The organism is Tabrizicola oligotrophica (assembly GCF_011008935.1).
GTDB classification, from domain to species: domain Bacteria; phylum Pseudomonadota; class Alphaproteobacteria; order Rhodobacterales; family Rhodobacteraceae; genus Tabrizicola_A; species Tabrizicola_A oligotrophica.
This window is the reverse complement of record NZ_JAAIVJ010000016.1, coordinates 13,987-36,608: the sequence shown is the minus strand read 5'-3', so window position 1 is coordinate 36,608 and position 22,622 is coordinate 13,987. Positions and strand designations below refer to the sequence as shown.

At 66.8% G+C, this 22,622-nt stretch carries 22 protein-coding genes; 8 read left to right on the top strand and 14 right to left on the bottom strand.

The features are described from left to right. Positions 1–3: 3 nt before the first annotated feature. Positions 4–966, bottom strand: a complete 963-nt coding sequence (meaB, locus tag G4Z14_RS16855; RefSeq protein WP_164627822.1) for a methylmalonyl Co-A mutase-associated GTPase MeaB — start codon at positions 964–966, stop codon at positions 4–6. Positions 967–1,093: 127 nt separating this feature from the next. Here meaB and hrpB point away from each other — a divergent pair, with 127 nt between their 5' ends. Both hrpB and G4Z14_RS16845 read left to right on the top strand, forming a co-directional pair. Further along, a complete protein-coding gene (hrpB, locus tag G4Z14_RS16850; RefSeq protein ID WP_164627820.1) occupies positions 1,094–3,541 on the top strand; it encodes an ATP-dependent helicase HrpB in 2,448 nt (815 codons plus the stop codon). 132 nt (positions 3,542–3,673) lie between these two features. Next, complete coding sequence (locus G4Z14_RS16845; protein ID WP_164627818.1) at positions 3,674–5,086, top strand: calcium-binding protein; 1,413 nt, start codon at positions 3,674–3,676, stop codon at positions 5,084–5,086. 18 nt (positions 5,087–5,104) lie between these two features. Here the strand turns inward: G4Z14_RS16845 and G4Z14_RS16840 are convergent, their stop codons facing one another. After that, positions 5,105–6,040, bottom strand: coding sequence for a LysR family transcriptional regulator (locus G4Z14_RS16840; protein ID WP_164627816.1), 936 nt, complete (start codon positions 6,038–6,040; stop codon positions 5,105–5,107). A 111-nt stretch (positions 6,041–6,151) separates the two neighbouring features. Here G4Z14_RS16840 and G4Z14_RS16835 point away from each other — a divergent pair, with 111 nt between their 5' ends. Further along, complete coding sequence (locus G4Z14_RS16835) at positions 6,152–7,387, top strand: urate hydroxylase PuuD (RefSeq protein ID WP_164627814.1); 1,236 nt, start codon at positions 6,152–6,154, stop codon at positions 7,385–7,387. Here G4Z14_RS16835 and G4Z14_RS16830 read toward each other — a convergent pair. The 4 genes from G4Z14_RS16830 to G4Z14_RS16815 all read right to left on the bottom strand — a co-directional run bounded on the left by G4Z14_RS16830 (position 7,384) and on the right by G4Z14_RS16815 (position 11,588). Then, entirely contained in the window at positions 7,384–8,106 is a 723-nt protein-coding gene (locus G4Z14_RS16830; protein ID WP_164627812.1) for a gamma-glutamylcyclotransferase, read from the bottom strand. The two genes, G4Z14_RS16835 and G4Z14_RS16830, sit on opposite strands and share 4 nt — an antisense overlap. A 159-nt stretch (positions 8,107–8,265) precedes the next feature. Beyond that, positions 8,266–9,585, bottom strand: coding sequence for an aspartate aminotransferase family protein (locus G4Z14_RS16825; protein ID WP_227751828.1), 1,320 nt, complete (start codon positions 9,583–9,585; stop codon positions 8,266–8,268). A 3-nt stretch (positions 9,586–9,588) separates the two neighbouring features. Then, positions 9,589–10,602 (bottom strand): phosphotransferase, encoded by a 1,014-nt coding sequence (locus G4Z14_RS16820; protein ID WP_164627811.1) that lies wholly within the window; start codon positions 10,600–10,602, stop codon positions 9,589–9,591. Positions 10,603–10,733: 131 nt separating this feature from the next. Continuing rightward, positions 10,734–11,588, bottom strand: a complete 855-nt coding sequence (locus tag G4Z14_RS16815; protein ID WP_164627809.1) for an endonuclease/exonuclease/phosphatase family protein — start codon at positions 11,586–11,588, stop codon at positions 10,734–10,736. Between the two features lie 93 nt (positions 11,589–11,681). Here G4Z14_RS16815 and G4Z14_RS16810 point away from each other — a divergent pair, with 93 nt between their 5' ends. After that, positions 11,682–12,119: a GNAT family N-acetyltransferase gene (locus tag G4Z14_RS16810; RefSeq protein ID WP_164627807.1), complete on the top strand. Its 438-nt coding sequence runs from the start codon at positions 11,682–11,684 to the stop codon at positions 12,117–12,119. Positions 12,120–12,144: 25 nt separating this feature from the next. On the opposite strand, the gene G4Z14_RS16805 is transcribed toward G4Z14_RS16810, so the two are convergent. Then, on the bottom strand, positions 12,145–12,363 hold the full coding sequence (locus tag G4Z14_RS16805) for a hypothetical protein (protein ID WP_164627805.1): 219 nt from the start codon (positions 12,361–12,363) through the stop codon (positions 12,145–12,147). 90 nt (positions 12,364–12,453) lie between these two features. Continuing rightward, on the bottom strand, positions 12,454–13,101 hold the full coding sequence (locus G4Z14_RS16800) for a pyrimidine 5'-nucleotidase (RefSeq protein WP_164627804.1): 648 nt from the start codon (positions 13,099–13,101) through the stop codon (positions 12,454–12,456). 111 nt (positions 13,102–13,212) lie between these two features. Between G4Z14_RS16800 and G4Z14_RS16795 the strand changes: the two genes are divergently transcribed. Then, the gene (locus G4Z14_RS16795) at positions 13,213–13,848 is read left to right on the top strand and encodes a GntR family transcriptional regulator (protein WP_164627802.1); all 636 of its coding nucleotides are present in this window, start codon (positions 13,213–13,215) and stop codon (positions 13,846–13,848) included. Here G4Z14_RS16795 and G4Z14_RS16790 read toward each other — a convergent pair. Both G4Z14_RS16790 and carA read right to left on the bottom strand, forming a co-directional pair. Next, positions 13,845–15,698 carry a glycosyltransferase family 2 protein gene (locus G4Z14_RS16790; RefSeq protein ID WP_164627801.1) on the bottom strand — a complete coding sequence of 618 codons (1,854 nt, stop codon included), beginning with the start codon at positions 15,696–15,698 and terminating at the stop codon, positions 13,845–13,847. The genes G4Z14_RS16795 and G4Z14_RS16790 overlap by 4 nt on opposite strands. 79 nt (positions 15,699–15,777) lie before the next feature. Then, positions 15,778–16,944: a glutamine-hydrolyzing carbamoyl-phosphate synthase small subunit gene (carA, locus tag G4Z14_RS16785; protein WP_164627799.1), complete on the bottom strand. Its 1,167-nt coding sequence runs from the start codon at positions 16,942–16,944 to the stop codon at positions 15,778–15,780. A gap of 183 nt (positions 16,945–17,127) precedes the next feature. Between carA and G4Z14_RS16780 the strand changes: the two genes are divergently transcribed. After that, positions 17,128–17,586, top strand: coding sequence for a GatB/YqeY domain-containing protein (locus G4Z14_RS16780; RefSeq protein ID WP_164627797.1), 459 nt, complete (start codon positions 17,128–17,130; stop codon positions 17,584–17,586). A 270-nt stretch (positions 17,587–17,856) separates the two neighbouring features. Beyond that, positions 17,857–18,396 carry a hypothetical protein gene (locus tag G4Z14_RS16775; RefSeq protein WP_227751827.1) on the top strand — a complete coding sequence of 180 codons (540 nt, stop codon included), beginning with the start codon at positions 17,857–17,859 and terminating at the stop codon, positions 18,394–18,396. Between the two features lie 5 nt (positions 18,397–18,401). On the opposite strand, the gene G4Z14_RS16770 is transcribed toward G4Z14_RS16775, so the two are convergent. Further along, on the bottom strand, positions 18,402–18,908 hold the full coding sequence (locus G4Z14_RS16770; protein WP_164627796.1) for a DUF2244 domain-containing protein: 507 nt from the start codon (positions 18,906–18,908) through the stop codon (positions 18,402–18,404). A gap of 131 nt (positions 18,909–19,039) precedes the next feature. On the opposite strand from G4Z14_RS16770, the gene G4Z14_RS16765 reads away from it, so the two are divergent. Next, on the top strand, positions 19,040–19,456 hold the full coding sequence (locus tag G4Z14_RS16765) for a VOC family protein (protein ID WP_164627794.1): 417 nt from the start codon (positions 19,040–19,042) through the stop codon (positions 19,454–19,456). Between the two features lie 84 nt (positions 19,457–19,540). On the opposite strand, the gene G4Z14_RS16760 is transcribed toward G4Z14_RS16765, so the two are convergent. From G4Z14_RS16760 to G4Z14_RS16750, 3 genes are all read right to left on the bottom strand, one after another. After that, a complete protein-coding gene (locus G4Z14_RS16760; protein WP_164627792.1) occupies positions 19,541–21,229 on the bottom strand; it encodes a cytochrome c oxidase subunit I in 1,689 nt (562 codons plus the stop codon). A gap of 272 nt (positions 21,230–21,501) precedes the next feature. Continuing rightward, complete coding sequence (locus G4Z14_RS16755; RefSeq protein WP_164627791.1) at positions 21,502–21,912, bottom strand: c-type cytochrome; 411 nt, start codon at positions 21,910–21,912, stop codon at positions 21,502–21,504. A gap of 171 nt (positions 21,913–22,083) precedes the next feature. Further along, entirely contained in the window at positions 22,084–22,377 is a 294-nt protein-coding gene (locus G4Z14_RS16750) for a hypothetical protein (RefSeq protein WP_164627790.1), read from the bottom strand. Positions 22,378–22,622: the final 245 nt, after the last annotated feature.

Here is a 22,622-nt window from a genome sequence, read left to right as displayed (position 1 = left end):
GCCTCAGCGTCCGATCAACCCCAGCATTTCGGCCGCCGCCGCCTCGGGCGTAGCCCGGCCCGCAGCGACGCTGTCGCCCAGCCGCTCCATGATCCCCTTGGCAGGCTCGCGCGACAAGGCCGCCAGAAGCCCCTGCCGCACCTCCTCCTGAAACCAGTGCCGCGCCTGCGCCGCGCGCCGCGCGCTCCAGTGGCCGCTGTCGCGCCGCCATTCGGCCAAGGCCTGCATCTCGTCCCAGGACTCGGCCATGCCGGACTGTTCCACCGCCGACACCATCATCGCCTTGGGAAAGCCGTCGGGGTCTTGCGGGCGGCGGCGCAACAGCCGCAGCGCGCCCGCGTAATCGCCGCAGGTCCGGATGGCGGCCGGCTTCAGATCGCCATCGGCCTTGTTCACAAGGATCAGGTCGGCCATCTCCATGATGCCACGCTTCACGCCTTGCAACTCGTCGCCGCCGGCGGGGGCGAGCAGCAGCAGGAACAGGTCGCACATCTCCGCCACCATGGTTTCGGACTGGCCGACGCCGACCGTCTCGATCAGCACCACGTCGAAGCCCGCCGCCTCGCACAGCGCCACCGCCTCGCGCGTGCGCCGCGCCACGCCGCCCATCTGCGCCTGGCTGGGCGAGGGCCGGATGAAGGCCAGGGGATCGCGCGACAACAGCTCCATCCGGGTCTTGTCGCCAAGGATCGAGCCGCCGGAACGCGCCGAGGACGGGTCCACCGCCAGAACCGCCACCCGCTTGCCCGCGGCGGTCAGCATCTTGCCGAAGGCCTCGATGAAGGTGGATTTCCCGACCCCCGGCGTGCCGGAGAGCCCGATGCGCAGCGCCTGCCGGTCGTGGCCAAGCGCGGACAGCAGCGCCAGCGCCTGCGTCCGGTGATCGGCGCGTGCGCTTTCGACAAGCGTGATCGCCCGCGCCAAGGCCCGCCTGTCGCCCGCCCGAATGGCCTCTGCCGAAATCATGCCCGCCCTCCCCGCGTTTTCCCCCTTTTGCCCGATGCCAAAGCGGGGCGCCAGAGGCGAGACGCGGGCGGCGTCCCCGGACGCTCCCCCCGGTGACAAGTGCACCGCGATCGGGGATAAGGCGCGGATGACCCTCCGCCTGCCCATTGATGACGCGTTGCCCGACCTGACCGCCGCCATGGCGGCGCGGGGCATGGCGGTGTTGCAGGCCCCGCCCGGAGCGGGCAAGACGACACGGGTTCCGCTGGCGCTGATGGCGCAGGTTCAGGGCCGCATCGTCATGCTGGAGCCCCGCCGCCTAGCTGCCCGTGCCGCCGCCGAACGCATGGCCGAGACGCTGGGCGAGACCGTGGGCCAGACGGTTGGCTACCGCATCCGGGGCGAGGCCAAGGTGTCGGCCGCCACCCGGATCGAAGTGGTGACCGAAGGCATCCTGACCCGGATGATCCAGTCCGACGCCGAATTGCCGGGCATCGGCTGCCTGATCTTCGACGAATTCCACGAGCGCAGCCTGAACGCCGATCTTGGCCTTGCGCTGGCGCTCGAAATCCGCGCCGCGCTGCGCGACGACCTGCAAATTCTGGTGATGTCGGCCACGCTCGACGCGGCCCCGGTGGCCGCCCTTATGGGCAGCGCGCCGATGATCACCTCCGAAGGCCGCGCCTTTCCGGTGGAAACCCGCTGGCTGCCGCGCCCGCCCGACGCCTCGATGCGCTATGAGGCGGCGGTGGCCGGGCTGGTGGTGCAGGCGGCCGAGGACACCGCCGAGGGCGGGCTTCTGGTCTTTCTGCCCGGCGAAGGCGAAATCCGCCGGGTTGAATCTGCGCTGCGCGGCCGTTTGCCGGACCAGTTCGACATCCGCCCGCTGTTCGGCGCCATGGAGTTCGCGGCCCAGCGCGCGGCATTGGCCCCGGCCGCCGCAGGGCGGCGCAAGGTGGTGCTGGCGACCTCGATCGCCGAAACCTCGCTGACCATTCCCGACATTCGCGTGGTGGTGGATGGCGGCCGCGCCCGCCGCGCCCGGTTCGACCCGAATTCCGGCATGTCGCGCCTTGTCACCGAGCGCGTGACCAGGGCCGAGGCCGAACAGCGCCGGGGCCGGGCCGGGCGGGTGGCCACCGGCACCTGCTATCGGCTTTGGACGAAGGGCGAGGAGGGCGGCTTGCAGGCCTTCCCCCCGGCCGAAATCGAAGCCGCCGATCTGACGGCGCTCGCGCTGGAACTGGCGCTTTGGGGGGGCGGGGATCTGCCGTTCCTTACCCCGCCGCATCCCGGCACCCTGGCCGAGGCGCGGGCGCTGCTGGCCAGCCTGGGCGCGCTGGAACAGGGCCGCATCACCGCCCACGGCCGCCGCCTTGCCGCGCTGCCGCTGCATCCCCGGCTTGGCCACATGCTGGCGCTGGCCGGACCCGAGGCCGCCCCCCTTGCCGCGCTGATGGCCGATCGCGACCCGCTGAAGGCCGCGCCGCCGGACCTGACGCTGCGGCTGCGGGCGCTGGCCGATCTGCGGAAGTTCGAAGCCGAAACCCCCTGGCAGATCGCCCGCCCGGCATTGGAGCGCATCCGCGAGGAGGCACGGCGGCTGGCCCGCGCAGTGCCGCGCGAAGGCGCCGCGGCGCTGTCACCCGCGCAGATGGCCGCGCTTGCCTATCCCGACCGCATCGGCTTGCGCCGCAAGGGCGAGGCGCCGCGCTGGCTGCTGTCCGGCGGCAAGGGCGCGGCGATGGAGCCGGGCACGCCCCTTGCCGGGGCGCGGCTGATCGTGGCGACCGATCTGGACGGCGACGCGCGCGAGGCGGCCGTTCGGCAGGCCATTGCGATCTCCGAGCCCGAGTTGCGGGCGGTGCATGGCGACCAGATCGGCTGGCAGGATCTCTGCGAATGGTCGCGTCGCGAGGGGCGGGTGCTGGCACGGCGGCAGGAACGCTTTGGCGCGCTCGTGCTGGCCGACCAGCCCTGGCCCGACGCCCCGCCCGAGGCGCTGGCGCGCGCCGCGCTGGAAGGTCTGCGCCAGATCGGCCTGACCTTCTCACCCGCCGCCCGCCGCCTGCGCGCCCGTATCGAACTGGCCCGCGCCGGCGGCGACGCCTGGCCCGACTGCCGGGACGACGCACTGCTGGCGACGGCCGAGGACTGGCTGCTGCCCTATCTCGGCAAAGCCCGCACCGAGGCCGATCTCCGCAGTCTCGATCTGCACGATGCGCTCCTGTCGCGCCTCGACTGGGGCCAGCAGGCCGAGCTTGACCGTCTGGTGCCGGCGCATTTCACCACGCCCCTCGGCCGCAAGGTGCCGATCGACTATGATGGCGATCATCCGTCCATCGAGATCCGCCTGCAGGAAATGTTCGGCGTTGCCACCCATCCGACCGTCGGGCAAGCCCGCAAGCCGCTGCGTGTCACGCTGCTGTCGCCGGGGCAGAAGCCGATTCAGGTGACACTGGACATTCCGGGCTTTTGGCGCACATCCTATGCAGATGTCAGGAAAGACATGCGCGGCCAGTATCCGCGCCACCCCTGGCCCGAAGACCCGCTTGAGGCCGAGCCGACGCTGCGCGCCAAACCGCGTGGCACCTGAGGCCCGGCCTGCTGGACGTTGAATTTTCATTTGGTCCCTTTGACCCCGGTCAAGGTCAGGGCGGCCCGACCGCGCAAGGGGCGCGCTGCGGGTTGCCTGCTCCGCCTGCCGGGCATTTGAGGAACGGCACTCATGGCGATACCCGGTTATACCCCTGTCTCCAGCAGCGATCCTCTCGCCTTTGGCGACAACATGCTGACGCGCAGTGACGACGGCTCGTCGACGGCCATCAACATCGCGGCGATCTTCGAGGACGGCATCGTGATCGGCGGGCAGACCTTCACCTCGCTGTATCTCAACAACAACGGCAACATCAGTTTCGGCATTCCGCTGTCGACCTTCACGCCGGGCGTGATCGGCGGCAACACCGGGCTGAACATCATCGCGCCCTATTGGGCCGATGTGGACACCAGCGTCGATGTGCCCGGCGTGAACGACGGGGTGTTCTGGGATTTCAAGCCCGGCCGCGACAGCATCGCCTTTACCTGGAATCAGGTCGGATATTTCAACGGGCATACCGACTTGCTGAACACGTTCCAGCTGGAGCTGATCGACCGTGGCGCGGGGGCTGTCGAGATCATCTTCCGCTACAGCGCGGTCAGCTGGACGACCGGCGACTCCTCGGGGGGAACGGGGGGGCTAGGGGGCAATGTTGCACGGGCCGGGTTCACGCTCGGCGGCACCTATTTCGAGCTGCCGTCCTCGGGCAGCCAGGCTGCGATGCTCAACCTTGACAGTCAGGATGGCAATCTGGGCGTCACCGGGGTCTGGCAATTCTTCCTGCAGGACGGCACGCCCTCGGGCTTTGGCACCACCGCCGCTGACAGCTTTGTCGGAACCACCCGGCGCGACATCTGGTTCGGTCTGGCGGGCAATGACACGGCTCAGGGGATGGGCACGGGCGATGTGCTTTATGGCAATGCCGGCAATGACAGCCTGCTGGGCCAGTCCGGCAATGACAGGCTCTATGGCGACTTCGGGGCCGACCGGCTGTTTGGCGGCATCGGGGATGACCTGCTGAACGGCGGGGCGGGCAATGATCTGTTGGCCGGCGGTGACGGTCTGGACCGGGCCGAGTTCCTGTCCTCCGCCGCGCAGGACATGGAGGTGAACCTGCGCCTTGGCACGGCAATCGGCATGGGCACCGACACGCTGGGTTCGATCGAGCATGTCACCACCGGCGCCGGGGCCGACCGCGTGATCGGCAGCGCGGGCAACAACCGCATCAGCACGAATGGCGGCGCCGACCGGCTGATCGGCAACGGCGGGGCGGACCGGCTGGATGGCGGCACCGGCAATGACCATCTGTTCGGCGGCACCGGCGCCGACCGGTTCCTCTTCTCGCGCGGCGATGGCAGCGACACGCTGCGTGACTTCCAGGATGGCATCGACCGCTTCGAGATCGCTTCGGGCGCGGCGAGCTTTGCCGATATCAGCGTGGCGGATGTCGGCGCCGATGTCCGCGTCAGCTTTGCCAACGTGGTCATTCTGGTCAGGAACATGGCCCATACGGCGATCGACGCCTCGGACTTCGTCTTTGCCTGAACCCGGGAGCTGCCGCGCTCAGGCTGGCGCGGCGGCCTCGCCATCGCTTTCCCGCCGGATGGCCTCGCGGATATGGCCGGCGATGAAATCGGTGAACAGCTTGACCTTGGGGTCTTTCAGCCGCCGATGTTGCGACAGGCTGGAAAGCTGCGTCGGCAGGGGCGGCGTTGCGGTGGCCACCGGCACCAGCGCGCCCGAGCGCAAATGCCCCGCCACCTCGAAGATCGGCTTCATCACGATGCCGCGCCCGTCCAGCGCCCAGCCGGTCAGCACATCGCCATCGTCGCTTTCGAACGGGCCCGAGATTTCGAACCGCCGCGGCCCGTCGGCGGTCTGCAAGGTCCACTGGAATTCCTTGGCGCCGGGAAAGCGCAGGTTCAGGCAGTCATGCTTGTCGCCGATCAGCGCCGCCCCGTCGGCCGGCATGCCGCGCCGGGCAATATAGGCGGGTGCGGCACACAGCACGCGCGGGCAATCGGCGATCAGCCGCACCTTCAGCGTCGAATCCTCCAGCACCCCCAGATGGAAGGCCACGTCCAGCCCCTCGGCCGTGACGTCGATCAGCCGGTCCGACAGCCGCAGCCGCACGTCGATCTGCGGGTAAAGATCCTTGAAGGCCGGCACATGCGGCGCGATGAAGCGGCGACCGACCCCTAGGGGCGCCGAGACAAAGATCGTGCCGCGCGGGTTTTGCGTGACATCCATCACGGCGGCTTCGGCATCGTCGATCGCCTCCAGCACCTTGCGGGCGCCCTCATAGAAAATCCGGCCGTTTTCCGTGGGTTGCAAGGACCGCGTGGTGCGCGAGAACAGCCGCACCCCCAGATGCTTTTCCAGTTCCGAAATCCGCGCCGAGGCGACGGCGGGCGAGGTGCGCTGGTCGCGCGCCGCAGCCGACATGCTGCCAAGCTCGAAAACCCGCACGAACATGCGGATGTTGTTCACATAGGACATTGCCACCGGCTCCGATTTTCGCGGACTGTTTGAAAGTGATCTGCCATTTGCCGGATTAACAGAAAGGTGTCTGCCGGTATAGCCTTTCGCATCATCAGGGAGGGCAGGGCGATGTATGACTGGATGGTCTTGGGCGAATGGCTGGAACTGGCCGTGCGCTGGCTGCATGTCGTCACCGCCATCGCCTGGATCGGGTCGTCCTTCTATTTCATTGCGCTGGACCTTGGGTTGCATCGTGACCGCAATCTGGCGTCCGGGGCCGATGGCGAGGAATGGCAGGTCCATGGCGGCGGGTTTTACCACATCCAGAAATATCTGGTCGCGCCTGCCCAGATGCCCGACCACCTGGTCTGGTTCAAATGGGAAAGCTACATGACCTGGCTTTCCGGTTTCGCCATGCTGGCGCTGGTCTATTACCTCGGGGCCGAGTTCTACCTGATCGACCCGGCGGTGCTGGAGCTGTCGCAGGTTCAGGCCATCGCGCTGTCCATGGCCTCGCTCGCCTTCGGCTGGGTGGCCTACAACACGCTATGCAAGGGTTTCGTGAACGCCAACCAGACGGCGCTGATGGCGGCGCTGTTTGTCGTCCTTGTCGGCATGGCGTGGTTTTACACGCAGGTCTTTTCGGGCCGCGCCGCCATGCTGCATCTGGGGGCGTTTACCGCCAGCATCATGACGGCCAATGTGTTCTTCATCATCATGCCCAATCAGCGCGTGGTGGTGGCCGACCTGATCGCCGGCCGGGCGCCTGATCCGAAATACGGCAAGATCGCCAAGCAGCGCTCCACCCACAACAACTATCTGACCTTGCCCGTCGTGTTCCTGATGCTGTCGAACCACTACCCGCTGGTGTTTGCGACCAAGTACAACTGGGTCATCGCCAGCCTCGTGTTCCTGATGGGCGTCACCATCCGGCACTGGTTCAACTCCCGCCACGCCCGCAAGGGCAACCCGCATTGGACGCTTGGCCTGACGGTCGTGCTGTTCCTTCTCACCGCGTGGCTTTCCACCGCCGCCCTGCGCACCCAGCCGCAGGAGGCCGCGCTGGACGGGGCCGCCCTGCGCTATGCCTCGGCGCAGGGCTTTGATGATGTGGTCGGCATCGTGCAGGGACGCTGTTCGATGTGCCACGCTGCCGAACCGTCCTGGGACGGGCTTGCCTGGCCGCCGAAGGGCATCGTCCTCGAAACCCCCGCCCAGATCGCCCATGAGGCCCGCCGCATCTACCTGCAGGCCGGCATCACCCACGCCATGCCGCCCGCAAACCTGAGTTTCATGGAATCCGAGGAGCGCGAGGCCATCATTCTGTGGTTCCAGCGCGCCGGCGAGGGCGGGCAGGACAGTTAAGCCCCGGCGGCCCGGCCCGAACCCGTTTCGGCGCCGGCCGGATAATGCCGGTCGATCTCGGCCGCGACCAGCCGCTGCAAGCACCACAGATTGCGGTCGCGAATGCCGTGTTGCTCCAGCGACAAGACCGTGTTGCGCAGATATTCCGCGCCCGAGCCGCGATAGCCGCAGGCCAGCGCCAGTTGCCGCGCCACCGTCTCCAGCGGCAGACGCGGGCGAATGGCCGGCCCGGTCGGTCCGGCCCAGAACACCAGCGCATTGGCCTTGCCGCGCAGCGTATCCACTGTGATCCAGCGCCAGTCATCTTCATGGTCGACCATCGGCGTCTCGCGGCGCACGAGCCCGTCCACGACCTCGCCCACGTCGGCCTCGGCCACCTCCAGCGCCACACCGCTGCAGCTTCCTCCGGCCATCAGTGCCATCATCAGGCCGGGCACGTCCGGCGTGCCGCGAAAGCCGAAGATCTCGATGCAGAACTGCCGGTGCCAGCCCGGGGCGACAGCGGCATGGCGGGCCACCGACTCGAAGGTCGGGTTCCACAAGAGCGAGCCATAGGCGAAGACCAGAAACGGGCCTTTCGGCCGGCTGGCCAGCACCCGCGCCGTGCGCCGGGCAAAATCCGCGTCACCGGCGCGGGTGTAGATCGTGCTGGCCGGAGTTTCGGGAATGACCCGTGTCGCCCGCGCGACGTGATCTTCTGTCAGGACAAGCTCTCGCATGGCGGCGTCCTCGCAGCAGGCCCGGCAAAGGCCGGGCGCTTGTGCCGCCAGTCTACCCGGCCCGGCCCGCGCGCTCAACCGGGGCTTTGGTGGTCCGGCGACCCGTGGGCAGCCAATCCTGCGCCCGCCAGACGCCGAGCTTCCGCGAAACGCGGGCGATTACCCCTGTTTCAGCACGCCTTCCAGCCTGTCGAGGAAACAGGCCACGTTTTCCGCGCTGAACACCATCGGCGGGCGGATCTTCAGCACATGGCCCTTCGGCCCGGTGGCCGAGATCAGCACCCCGGCCTCGCGCAGCCGGTTGACGATCTGTCCGGCCCTTGCAGCATCCGGACGGCCCTCGGCATCGACGATGTCCTGCCCCAGAAACAGCCCCGCCGCCCGCAACTCGCCCAAGGCGGCATGGGTCTTGGCCAGCCCGCGCAGCCCCTCGGCAAAGACCGCCCCGACCTTGGCGCAGTTGTCCATAAGCCCTTCGGTTTCAATGACTTCCAGCACCGCCATCGCCGTCGCTGCCGCCACGGCATTGCCGCCGAAGGTGTTGAAATACCGCGCCTTCGACCCGAAAGCCTCGATCACCCGCGGCTGCATCACCAGCCCGGCGACCGGATAGCCGTTGCCCATCGGCTTGCCCAGCGACACCATGTCCGGCAGCAGTCCGTGGCGCTGGAACCCCCACATCGCCGCGCCGGTGCGGCCGAAACCGGGCTGCACCTCGTCGGCGATGAACAGGCCCCCGGCTGCGCGGATCGCCGCCACCGCCGGGGCAAGGAACCCCGCCGGATCGGTGTAGACCCCGTCTGACGAAAACACCGTATCCACGATCAACGCCGCCGGCCTGATCCCGTGACGCTGCAGATCGGCAATCGCCGCCTGCACTCCGGCGGCAAACCGCGCGCCCGCCTCCGGCCCGGTGTCCGGCGCCGGAACCACCCGCACATCCGCGCCCAGATCCACCCCAGATCCCAGCGACGGCGACATGCCCGCAATCGCATAAGTCACACCGTGATAAGCGTTTTCCGTCACGATGAATCCCGTCCCGCCAGTATGGGCGCGGGCGATGCGGAACGCCAGATCATTGGCCTCCGACCCGGTGCAGGTGAACATCACATGGGCAAGCGCGGCCGGAAAATGCGCCAGAAGCCGCTCGGCATAGCTCAGCACCCCCTCGTGCAGATAGCGGGTATGGCTGGCAAACACCCCCGCCTGCCGCGCCATCGCCGCCACCACATGCGGGTGGCAATGCCCGACCGAGGCGACATTGTTGTAGGTGTCGAGATAGGCCTTGCCTGCCGTGTCATAAAGCCAGACGCCCTCGCCCCGCACCAGATGCACCGGAGTTTCATAGAACAGCCGGTAGGCCGGGCCCAGGGCCTGCGCCCGCCGCGCCACAAGCGCCTGATCGGCTTCAGAAAGATTGCCTTTGCCCGCGACATAGGCGTTGGGCATGGTGCCGGGCATCTGGGCAGCGTCGGACATTGGTCACTCCATCGGGCAGGCGCGCGACAGCGCCCTTGTCACATCGTCGCGGGGCAGGGCGGCAAGCGCCAGCAGCCCCGCGCGGGCTGAGGGGAAATTCCGCAGGATATAGGCGGCATTCTCGGGGTATTTCGCCGCGCGCCACGAGGTGATGCACAGCGTCGTCAGCATCCGCACGGCGGTGAGATCGGCGACCAGACCCAGCTCCGGCGCGGTCAGCGGCAGGAGGCGGTGATAGGCGGCGGTGAACGCCACAAGGCTGTCCAACGGGGCCCGCGGGTCAATCTGATATGACGCCGCCACCCCCAGATCGCAGACCAAAGGCGTGCGCACCATGTCGCCGAAATCCAGCACCCCCGTAATGCGGTCGGGGTCGGTCGCGTCCACCAGCACGTTGTGCGGGTTCAGGTCGTTATGCACCACCTGCCAGCGGCAATCGGCCAGCCGGGGAAAGACCTCGGCGTCGAAACGGTCCAGCGTCGCGCTGCAAAGCCCGCGCAGATCGTCCGGCACATGGGGCAGCAACGGCCGCAGCGCGCTTGCCCGCCGGATGTCCCATTGCAGCGCATGATCGGCGCCCGGATGGTCAAACCCTTGCAGACCCAACGAAATCCGCGCCGCCATGGCCCCCGCCGCGCCGCGCTGGGCTGCTGTCCTCGGCGCCATGTGCAACGGCATGCCCTCAAGATAGGTCAGCACCCGCAGCAGGCCATCCGGCGTCTCGATCTCGCTTGCGCCAGCTGTCGAACGGATCACCTGCGGCACAGGCAACCCCTTGCCCTCCAGATGCATCAGCGCTGCAGTCTGGAAGTCCGTCACCGCCCGTGGCTCGGCCCGGTTGGCGAATTTCACCACATAGCGCCGCCCCCCGGCTTCCAGCCGCAGGTTCAGGTCGCGCTCCGAGGTCAGCCGCCGCAACGGCCCGGCAAGACCGTAATGCCGCGCCAGCAGCGCCGATACCTCGGCATCGCCGAGATCGGGAGGGAGTGTGGACAGAGGATCGCCGGAACTGCTCATCGGGCCGCCAGGGAATACTGCCGCATCAACCCCGTGCCGCGCGGGGAAGTCAACCCCGCCCCGCAAGGCCTTTCATGCTGGACATAAATATCCCCGCCGGAGGCTCCCGCCGCCAGACCGGCGCGCGGCGCCTAAAGGTCGATCACGGCCCAGAGTGGAAAGTGGTCCGAGGCCGGGCAGTCCGTCTCGGTCCAGACCCGCGTCAGGCGCGGCGCCAGCGCGGCGTCGAGGAAGATATGGTCAAGCTGCCGGCGCCGCAGCGCGCCGGCGATGATCTTTTCATGACTGTGCAGACCCAGACCCGCCGCGGCATCCACCATCGCCCCGCGATAGCGCGCGCCGGGGTGGTAGGGGGTCTCGCCGACAATGGCGCGGTATTCGGCGCTGCCGGGTTCGCAGTTGAAATCCCCCATCCAGAGCATTGGTGCCGGGCAGGGCGGCTCGTCCTGTCCCTCGGTCCAGTTTCGCGCCGGCTCGTCATCGGTGCCCGACCAGGGGCCAACCGTCGGCAACGCGGCCCGCAGCGCCGCGATCTGCGCCAGACGTTCGGCCACTCCGACATGCGCCAGATGCACCGAAACCACACGCAAGGGACCGCAGGGCGCGGCAATGCAGGCCTCCAGCGCGCAGGTCTGCGTGTTGATCGGCTCGATCATCGCCGCCAGCGGCAAGAGGTGCAGGCGGCTCCACAGGATCTTCCAGCGCGAGACGATCATCGGGCCGAACTGGCGGCGGCGGTTGACCACGCGGCCGCCCTCGATCCGCGAGGCGTCCATGTCAAACCCCGGCCCGAAGACGGTGTAACGGTCGGGCAACAACGCCTCCAGTCGCGCAGGCTGATCGTCAAACCCGCTGCGCGACCAGTGACGGTCCACCTCTTGCAAGCAGGCGATGTCGGCCGCCGCGATGACCTGCGCCGCGCGGGTCAGGTCATAGACCCCGTCCGCGCCGAAACCGTATTGGATGTTGAAGGACAAAAGCCGCATGGAACGCCCCCGATGGCCCTATCGGCCTCGCGAAACTGGCACTGGCCCGCCTGCAAGCGCAAGGACAGAGTGCGGGGAAAAGGGACTTTACCCATGCTGATCCGCCCCCCCGTTGCCGCCGACCGCCCGGACTGGGAACGGCTTTATGCCGGCTATGCCGCCTTCTACAAGGTGGCCCAGACCCCCGAAATGCGCGCAACCGTCTGGACCTGGCTGTTCGACCCCTCGCACCAGACCCGGGGCCTTGTAGCCGAGCATCAGGGCCGCCTCATCGGCCTTGCCCATTTCCGTCCCTTCGCGCGCCCGCTGTCGGCCTCGACCGGCGGGTTTCTGGATGATCTTTTCGTCGATCCCGCGGCGCGCGGCTCCGGTGCCGCCGACGCCCTGATCGCCGCCATCGCGGATGAGGGGCGCAAACTGGGCTGGACCGTCATCCGCTGGATCACCGCCGAGGACAATTATCGCGCCCGCGCGCTGTATGACCGGGTGGCGGAAAAGACCAGATGGGCGACCTACGACATCAAGCTATGACGGCGCGATCCCGCCCGCAGCTTGCTCAGGGCAGTGAAATCCAGACGAAGAAGGTGAACATCACCGGCACCATCGGCAGGGCGGCCATCGTCAGGGCGACCAGCCCCCAGGTCTTGACCGCCAGCACCAGCACGGTCAGCGCAATGGCCAGCAGGTAGAAGACGATGTTCACGTCGCGGCCGATGTCGCGGGCGATCCAGCCGATCAGCGGCAGCGGGCGGGGATGGGTCGAGGAAACAGACATCTGGGACTCCGGTTATGGTGTCCGTCAAATGGTGCTTTTCAGATCCAGCTTACAGCGCGCAGATTGCCGCAGGCGGGGCTTTGGCCTGCGTCATGTTGTCAGGGTGGCAAGGAAGGCGGCCAGATCGTCGGTGTGGTGATGGATGTGATCGTCCGGCGCGGGGGCAGGGGCGACATGCACGGTGCGCATCCCCAGAATGTGCGGCACCATCAGGTTGCGCGCGTCATCCTCGAACATCGCGGCGCGGGCGGGGTCAAGCCCGTCCAGCGCAAAGACGGTGTCAAAGGCGGCGCGGTCCGGCTTGGGGTGAAAGCCCGCATGCTCGACACCATAGATCGCGTCAAACAGGCCCGACAGCCCGCGCGCCTCCAGCACCTTCACGGCATAGGGCTCGCAAGCATTGGTATAGACGATGCGGCGGCCGGGCAGATCCTTGAGGCGGGCGGCAAGGTCGGGGTCGCGCGGCAGAAGGCCGAAGTCGATGTCATGCACATCGGCCAGATAGGGGCCGGGGTCGATGCCATGTTCGCGCATCAGCCCGGCAAGGGTGGTGCCGTAGCTTTGCCAATAATGTTGGCGCAGGCGGTTGGCCTCGTCCCGGCTGACCTTCAGCGCGGCCATGACCCAGTTGGTCATCCGCACCTCGATCTGGTCGAAAAGCCGGTAGCGCGGCGGGTAAAGCGTGTTGTCCAGGTCGAAGACCCAGGTGGTGACGTGGTGGAATTGTTGCCTGGCCATGGCTGCATCCTAGCGCGGGCCGGAAGGGGCGGCAATTGGGGGCGGCAATTGGCCGGGTTGATTGCCGCGCGAAAGCCGCTAGTGTCGCCCCCCGGAACTGGAGGGCTGCCTGTGCAGAAAGACGCCTACACGCTGATCCTTGAGGCCATCGAGCGCGGGGATTTCAAACCCGGCGACCGGCTGGTCGAATCGGAACTGGCCGAACGCCTGGGGGTCAGTCGCACGCCGGTGCGCGAGGCGCTGCAGCGGCTGGAAACCCAAGGCATGCTGACGCGCGACGGCCGCAGCCTGATCGTGGCCTCGCTGGACCATAATCAACTGGCCGAGCTTTACACCGTGCGGACCGAGCTGGAGGGGTTGGCGGCGCGGCTGGCGGCCCGTCATGCCACGGATGAGGAAATCCGGGTGCTGCGCGGCATGGTCGAAGATGATCGTGCCCTGATCGGCGGCGACCCCCGTGCGCTTTCGCGTGCCAACAAGCGGTTCCACCGGCTGATCCATCTGGCCAGCCACAACCGCTTTCTCGTGCAGCAACTGGACCTTGTGCATCGGTCTATGGCGCTGATGGCCAACACCTCCTTTGCCGCCGAAGGCCGCGACGAGGTGGCCTTGGGCGAGCATGACCAGATCGTCAGCGCCATCGAAGCCCATGACGGCGAGGCGGCCTATCAGGCGCTGAAATCCCATATTTCCAAGGCTTTCGAGACCCGCCTGCGGGTGGACGCGGGCGAGTTGAGGACCCGCTAACCCATCTGGTCGAACTCGCCATGCGCGGTCTTGTCCCAGTAGAACGGCTGGACCAGCATTTCCCAGGCGGCCTTGTAGGCGGCAAGGGTGGCGAGCGGGTAGTAAAACACCATCGTCGGCACCCAGAGCGGCGACAACCGGTGCCCAGTGCGCGCCAGCCCTGCGATGCCAAAGGCGATCAGGCTGGCCTCGATCAGCAGGAAACCCGACAACAGCGCGGTGAAGGCCGCGTCGGGCAGGATCGCCACCACCGGGTGGGGCAGGCCAAAGGGCAAGAGCCAGAAGCTCCACAGCACGGGCGCCAGCAGCGCGTGCAGCACCGATCCGGCGAGCAGAAGCTGAAAACCCAGAAACTTGCGCGGCCCCAGCTCGCGCCACAGCAGCCGCGGATCTCGCATATGGGTCAGCCATGTCATCATGAAGCCCTTGATCCAGCGTGAGCGTTGCTTGACCCAGGAGCGCGGCCGGCAATTGGCCTCTTCATAGGTGGTGGTGTCGAGAAGTTCCGTCCGATAGCCGCGCCGGGCGATCCGCATGCCAAGATCGGCATCCTCGGTGACATTGTGCGCGTCCCAGCGGCCAAGGCTTTCCAGCACCGCCCGGCGAAAGAACAGCGTGGTGCCGCCCAAAGGCACCGCCAGCCCCAGCCGCTCGATCCCCGGCAACAAAAGCCGGAACCACGCGGCATATTCGATGGTGAAACAGCGCGAGAACCAGTTGACGCGCGGATTGTAGAAATCAAGCCGGCCTTGCAGGCAGGCCAGATCCGGCCCGCGGGAGTGGAACCGGTCAACGACCCTGCGGATCTGGTCGGGCTCGGGCGCATCTTCGGCGTCGTAGACCCCGACAATGCTGCCCCGGCAATGGTCGAGCGCAAAGTTCAGCGCCCGCGGCTTGGTTTTCACCGTGCCATCCGGCACCACCACAACCCGCATCCAGCCCGGCAACTCGGCCCGGTCGAGCGCGGCGCGGGTCAGCTGGTCATCGGCCTCGACCACCAGCAGCACATCCAGCAGCTCTTGCGGATAGTCCAGTTTTCCCAGACGCTTGACCAGCCGGGGGGCAATGTTCGCCTCGCGGTAAAGCGCCACCATGACCGAAACGATGGGCAGGCGCGCAATCAGCGGGGCCGGCGGCTCGGCACGGTGGCGCAGCGCGCCGACAAGGGCTGCCATCTTCAGCCCGGTAAAGGCCATGCCGGACAGCAGCGCAAGAAGTGTGACCGCCAGCGACGCCTGGGCGGGCCATGAAACGGCGGCCAGCGTCAGGAGCAGCGCAAGCAACGCCGCCGGCAGCCGGTAGGCATCGGCGCGATAGCTGCGGCAACTGTCGGGCAGCGCCACACGGGTTTCGGCAAGCCGGGCAAGACCGGCGCCGCGGGCCCCGAGAAGGGCCGCCTCGATCACGGCGCGCGGGGCAAGGACCATCAGGACCGGGCCGAAAAGCGCCTCCAGCCGCGGGCGGTGGCGGTGGAAATCTTCCGGGTACGCAGTGGCGACCAGCGTGCCGCCCCCCACCACGCGGCAGGGCAGGACGTGCAACGCCATGCAATCGACTGCACCGAAGGCGTCGATCAGCCGGGCATCAGGGCGCAGCGAGGCAGTGTCGAGCAGCGCGACCTGCCACACCTGCGCCATGGCCCGGAACAGCGCGTCCTCTGCCACCAGCCCGCGCGCCAGAAGAAGATCGGCAAAGCGCCCGCCGCGCGCGCGATGCAGGCGCAGCGCCTCGATCATGGCATGGGGCGCAACCTGCGCGTCGGCCAGAAGAGCCTGCGCCAAGGCATCCGCCCGCGAGGGTGGTTGGGCGGGGTCAGTGACCGCAGGCCGCAAGGCGATGACGCTGGCCATGAACCCTCCTTCACGCCAGATCACTCTGGGCAAGAAGGGTTAATGGCAGGTTAATGCCGATCAGCGCAGGATCGGCCGCTCAGGCCGCGCGGCGCGCGCGCATCGCCTCGGCAAAGCGTTCGAACAGATAGAAGCTGTCCTGCGGGCCGGGCGACGCCTCGGGGTGGTGCTGCACCGAATAGATCGGCTTGCCTTCGACCGCGATCCCGCAATTCGTACCATCGAACAGCGAGACATGGGTTTCGATCACACCCGCCGGCAGCGTGGCGGTGTCGACTGTAAAGCCATGGTTCATCGAGGTGATTTCCACCTTGCCCGTGGTCACGTCCTTGACCGGATGGTTTGCTCCATGGTGGCCGTGGCTCATCTTGCGGGTCTGGGCGCCAAGCGCCAGCGCCAGCATCTGATGGCCAAGACAGATGCCGAACAAGGGCAGATCGGCCTGCAGCACGCCCTGGATCATCGGCACGGCATATTCGCCGGTCGCGGCCGGGTCGCCCGGGCCGTTCGACAGGAACACGCCCTCGGGCTTGTGCGCCAACACCTCTTCGGCGGTGGCGGTGGCGGGCAACACCACCACGTCGCAGCCGACCGACGCAAGGCAGCGCAGGATGTTGCGCTTGGCGCCATAATCGACGGCCACCACCTTGAAGCCGGGGCCGCTGCGCCGGGAGTACCCCTCGGGCCAGGCCCAGCGCATCTCGTCCCAGACATAGGACTGGCTGCAGGAGACTTCCTTGGCCAGATCAAGCCCGACAAGGCCTTTCCAGGCGCGGGCCTTGGCGACCAGCGCCTCAAGGTCGAACTTGCCGTCGGGGCTGTGGGCCAGCGCCACATGCGGCGCACCCTGCTGGCGAATGGCGCGGGTCAGCCGGCGGGTGTCGACGCCGCCGACGCCGATGCGGCCTTTCCGGGCCAGCCAGCCCTCCAGATCCTGCGTTGCGCGCCAGTTGGACGGCTCTGTCGGATCCCATTTCACCACCATGCCGGCGGCGACGGGATCGGCGGTTTCGTCATCCTCGTCGGTGGTGCCGGTGTTGCCGATATGGGGGAAGGTGAAGGTCACGACCTGGCCTGCATAGCTGGGGTCGGTCATGATCTCCTGATAGCCGGTCATCGCGGTGTTGAACACCAGTTCCGCCACCGTCTCGCCGGTCGCGCCAAAGCCGCGGCCATAGAATACCGAGCCATCGGCCAATGCGATGCAGGCCGTGGGTTTCTGGGGGCTGTTGGACGGGGTGGGCATGGCGGCGACTCCCTTCAGGCAAATTTGCCGGAACCTAAGGGCCAAGCGGGCCGGGGTCAAGGCTTTGCGGGAAAAGGAATTTTGCATGAATATCAATGCGTTGTGGAAATTCAGGCTGGTTGCGCTGCGCCCGCCTTCACGATATGGTGCGCGGACTTTGAATTCCATGGGGATGGAACACCGATGTCTCTGCGCGACCAGCTGCAAACCGCCCTGAAAGAGGCGATGAAGGCCAAGGCGGCCGACCGTCTGTCGACGCTGCGGCTTGTCAATGCCGCCATCAAGGACCGCGACATCGCCAGCCGCGGCGACGGCGGGCCGGAAGAGATCGCCGAGGCCGATATTCTCGCGGTGCTTGGCCGCATGGTGAAGCAGCGCCAGGAATCGGCGCGCGCCTATGAAGAGGGCGGGCGGCTGGAACTGGCAGAAAAGGAACAGGCCGAAATCAAGGTCATCGAAGAGTTCCTGCCGCGCCAGCTGGATGCGGCCGAAGTGGAGGCCGCGATTGCCGCCGCCGTAGCCGAGGTCGGGGCAAGCTCGATCCGCGACATGGGCAAGGTGATGGGCGTGCTGAAGGCGAAATACACCGGCCAGATGGATTTCGGCGCGGTCGGGCCGCGTATCAAGGACCGGCTGGGCTGATGCCAGGTGCCGGCACGGGGGGCGCCTGACCCCGCGCCGCAGCCAAATCTGTGGCGAGCGGCCGGCCTTTGTGCTATGATCCGGCGGTGTCCCTGAGGTTTTCAGTCGGGGGCGCATTTGGGGTCTCCGTCGTCTTTGTGCCAGTATCGGCCACCTTCGCTGCGGGTGGCGGACTTGCCCGTGTCAGGACAGCCCGACCAACCCTTTCCGAAACGCCGACGCCTGCGGGCGGTCACGACGGAGCCTGTCATGTCAAATGGGAGGCTGATCATGACACTTCGAGTGACGTGTGTTGCGCTTTGCGTCGCGGGGGGCTTGGCCCACCCGGCCTATGGGCAGAGCGCCGAAGATGCGATCAACAACGCTGTTACCGCCGCCCCGGCCGCTGTTTCGGCGGAGGCCACCGTCTACGGTTTTGACGAAGCCGGCGCGATGATTACCCTGCGCGAGGGCAAGAACGGCTGGTGGTGCATGGCCGACAATCCCGGCTCGCCCGGCAACGATCCGATGTGCGGCGACGCGAACGCAATGGAATGGGCCGGGGCCTGGATGGGCAAGACCGATCCGCCGCAGGGCAAGGTCGGGTTCATGTACATGCTGGCCGGCGGCAGCGACAGCAGCAACACCGATCCCTATGCCACCGGCCCGGCCGATGGCAATCACTGGGTGACGACCGGCCCGCATGTGATGATCGTGAACGCGACAGGGCTGATGGCGGGCTATCCCGACACAGAGGATCCGGATACCGCGCGTCCCTATGTGATGTGGCCGGGAACGCCCTATGCTCACCTGATGGTTCCGGTGCAATAGGGGGCTCAGGCCGGGTCCGGCCCGGCCCGGCGCAGATCGGCAAGCGCGGCGGCAAGCTCGCCGCGCAGGCTGGTGCGTTCAGCTTCGCTCAGGAAGGCGCCCAGTTCGACTTCGCGGCCTTCGCCCGTCAGGGTCAGGTATTGCGGCACCGGGCCGTCGGTGGCGTAGAGGGTTAGCCGCACCCAATGCGGATTGGCCTGCCAGTCCTGACGTCTGCCCTTTGGTCCATGCCGGGTCAGCGTCACAAGCCCGGGCCGCAGCGTCAGGTCCTCGACGATCTCGGCATCGCTGAAGCTGCGCTCCAGCGCCCACCAGATCGCGGCGATGGTCGCCACGAGAAAGGGCAAGAGCCCCCACAGCACGGGCGAGCCGAGCAGCCCCAGCAGCGGCACGCCGATGCACAGTGCGGTTCCGCCAAGAAACCACACCATGCCGCGGCGGGGCAGGCTGCGGTAGGGCCAGAGTTGCAGGCGGCAGGTGTCGCCGTCGGGGGGAAGCCATTCATAGGGCATGGCGCAAACCTATCGCGGCGGTGGCAAAAGGCAAAGGCGCGGGGCGTGCGGATTTACATTTCGCAAGGGCAGGCGCAGGCTGAGGGGCGACGACAGGCTCGGGACGCGACGGCATCCATGGGGGCGGGCGCATGAAGGCCACGCAGGGCATTCTGGAAACCGTGATCTACGCGCGGGACGTGGACGCGGCAGAGGCCTTTTATCGCGATGTGTTCGGGCTGGATCTGGTCAGCAAGGTGCCCGAGCGTTGGGCCTTCTTCCGCTGCGGCCGGCAGATGTTGCTGGTGTTCAACCCCGAGAAATCCCGCGAGGCCGGGCCAGGCACGGTGATTCCCCGCCATGGCACCGAGGGCGCCGGGCATTTCTGCTTTCGCGTCAGGGACCGCACTGAAGTCGCGGCCTGGGGAAACCATTTTGCCGCGCTGGGGCTGGCGGTCGAGCGCTACCATACCTGGCCCAACGGCGCGCAATCGGTCTATGTGCGCGATCCGGCTGGCAATTCGGTGGAGGTCGGCGAGGCGGCGCTTTGGGACTTCCCGCCGGAGTGAGCCTTGGCAAGGCAAAAGGCCCCGAGGTTTCCCTCGGGGCCTTTGCGGTTTCTTCGGGGCGCGGGGGCCTGCCCCGCCATCGCCTTAGTGGGCGTGGGCCTTGTCCCAGTCCTCGCGCTTCGGCAGCTGCTCGAACGTGTGTTCGGGCGGCGGGCAGGGCAGGGTCCATTCCAGCGTGTCGGCGTGTTCGTTCCAGTAGTTGTTCTGGGTCACTTTGCGGCCCCAGAGCAGGGTGTAGAACACGATGCCGATGAAGAAGATGAACGAGGCGAAAGAGATCATCGCGCCGATCGACGAGAACCAGTTCCAGTAGGCAAAGGCCTCGGGATAGTCGATGTAGCGGCGCGGCATGCCCTGACGGCCCAGGAAGTGCTGCGGGAAGAAGGTCAGGTTCGAGCCGATGAACATGGCCCAGAAGTGCAGCTTGCCCGCCCATTCCGGATATTGCTTGCCCGAGAACTTGCCGATCCAGAAGTAGATGCCGGCGAAGATGCCGAACACGGCGCCAAGCGACATCACATAGTGGAAGTGCGCCACGACGTAATAGGTGTCATGGTAAGCGCGGTCGACCGGAGCCTGCGACAGCACGATCCCGGTCACGCCACCGACGGTGAACAGGAACAGGAAGCCGAACGCCCAGAGCATCGGGGTTTCAAAGCTGATCGAACCGCCCCACATGGTCGCGATCCACGAGAACACCTTGATGCCGGTCGGCACCGCGATGACCATGGTGGCCAGCATGAAATAGGACTGCTGGGTCAGCGACATGCCGGCGGTGTACATGTGGTGCGCCCAGACGACGAAGCCCAGAACCCCGATGGCAACCATCGCGTAGACCATCGGCAGGTAGCCGAAGATCGGCTTGCGCGAGAAGGTCGAGATGACCTGGCTGATGATGCCGAAGGCCGGGATGACGATGATGTAGACTTCCGGGTGGCCGAAGAACCACAGGATATGCTGGTACAGCACCGGGTCGCCGCCGCCCGAGGGCGTGAAGAAGGTGGTGCCGAAGTTGCGGTCGGTCAGCAGCATGGTGATCGCGCCCGCCAGAACCGGCAGCGACAAGAGGATCAGCCACGAGGTGACGAAGATCGACCAGCCGAACAGCGGCACCTTGTGCAGGGTCATGCCGGGGGTGCGCATGTTCAGGAAGGTGGTGATCATGTTGATCGCGCCAAGGATCGACGAAGCGCCCGACAGGTGGACGGCGAAGATCGCCAAGTCCATCGCATAGCCGCCTTCGGCCGTAGTGGTCAGCGGCGGGTAAAGCACCCAGCCCACGCCTGCGCCCGGCCCCATGCCCGAGGTCAGATCGCCGTTGCCACCGGGCGACAGCATCGAGGCCACGCCCAGCGAGACACCGGCGACATACATCCAGTAGGACAGGTTGTTCATCCGCGGGAAGGCCATGTCCGGCGCGCCGATCTGCAGCGGCATCAGATAGTTGCCAAAGCCGCCGAACAGCGCCGGGATCACGACGAAGAACATCATCAGGACGCCGTGATAGGTGACCATCACGTTCCACAGGTGCCCGTTCGGGGTGCAGGTCTCGGCCGAGGCGATGAAACGCGCGCCTTCCTGGCACATGTACTGCACGCCGGGGTTCATCAGCTCCATGCGCATGTAGAGCGTGAAGATGACCGAGATCAGGCCGACGAGACCGCCGGTGAAGAGATAGAGAATCCCGATGTCCTTGTGGTTCGTAGACATGAACCAGCGGGTGAAGAACCCGCGGTGTTCATGGTCGTGGCCATGCATGGCTGCGTCTGCCATTGGCGTCTCCCGATTTTGCGTTCGATTTCGTGTTCCCGTCGGAGCGCAAAGGCCAAGCCTTTCCGCCACATTATAAGCAGTCTTTAGAACGGCGGCCGGGGAACGGCAATCAAAGAGTTTGATGCAGATCAAGAAATCATGTCGCAGCCGGGCGGGCGCCGCGCATGGAAAAAGGCGGCCCGCGAGGCCGCCTTCCAGGGTCTGTGCCATCCTCCTCGGGTACCTTCGGTTTCGCGTCGGCAGGGCGCGGCGAGGTCCGGAGGGGCAGGGGCTTACTTGATGGTCGCGAGATAGGCGGCCATGTCCTCGGCGCCGGCCGAAAGTTTGAAGGACATCTTCGACTTGGCCGCGGCATCGCCGGTCTTTTCCTGCAACCAGGCGGAAGGATCGGTGACATAGGCGGCCAGCGCGGCCTCGTCCCAGACGGCGCCGGTGGCACCCACGGCCAGAATCGAATCGCCGTATTTGAAGTCGGCAATCGAGGCCACCGGGCGGCCGATCACACCGCCAAGGTTCGGGCCGGTCTTGCCGCCCTTCACCACTTCGGTGCCGTCAGAGGCCACAAGCGAATGGCAGGCCTTGCATTTCTTGAACTCGGCTTCTCCGGCAGCAGGGTCGGCTGCCAGCACCGGGCTTGCCAGCATCAGGGCACTGATGGCCGTCAGAAGCGTGAACTTGGTCATGATGTCCTCGTAAGGGTTGGGTATCAGGTCGCGTCCCTGTCGCCGAACATGGATTTTGGCCGCATGTTATGCAATAGCAAGCTGTGTCGCAGGACGGGCGCGCGTGGCAACCCCGGAAATGCAGGACGCCCGCCGGAGGGGCGGGCGTCGCAGCTTTTACGGCAGGGCCGGTCAGTGGCGGCTGTGGACGGCGGTCGGGGCGCCGGGGAAGGCCGAGAGGGTCACGGTGCTGTCGGCCTTGTAGCCCGCCTCGACGCGGTCCCGCGGCGGCAGCAGGGTGGCCGAAACTTCCTTCGGGGCGCCAATGGTGACGGTGATGCTGGAGGACCCGTTGTCGGCGATGTCGCGGGCGTTGGTCAGTTCGACCGGGCGCAACTCGACGCCGGTCGGCGCGGCATTGCCCGAGGCTTGGGCGGCGGTCACGGCCAGAAGCGACAGGGCGGTGGCGGTCAGAAACGATTTCATGTCTTTCTTCCTTTTGTCTGTAGGGCCGCTGTCTGTTGCGGCATCCGATGCTGATCTGCGTTCGATCATGAGGCTGATGTGGCAGTCGGAACCGGGCGCTTCAATGTGCATTGATGCGCGAAAATGCACATGTGAGGTTCATGCGTGCGTAAACGCAAATAAGTGATCGAAAAACACGAAGTCTTGAGCCGGAATCCGGGAAAACGTTCTTGAACTGCCGCCGCCGCTACCTAACCGCGATCCGG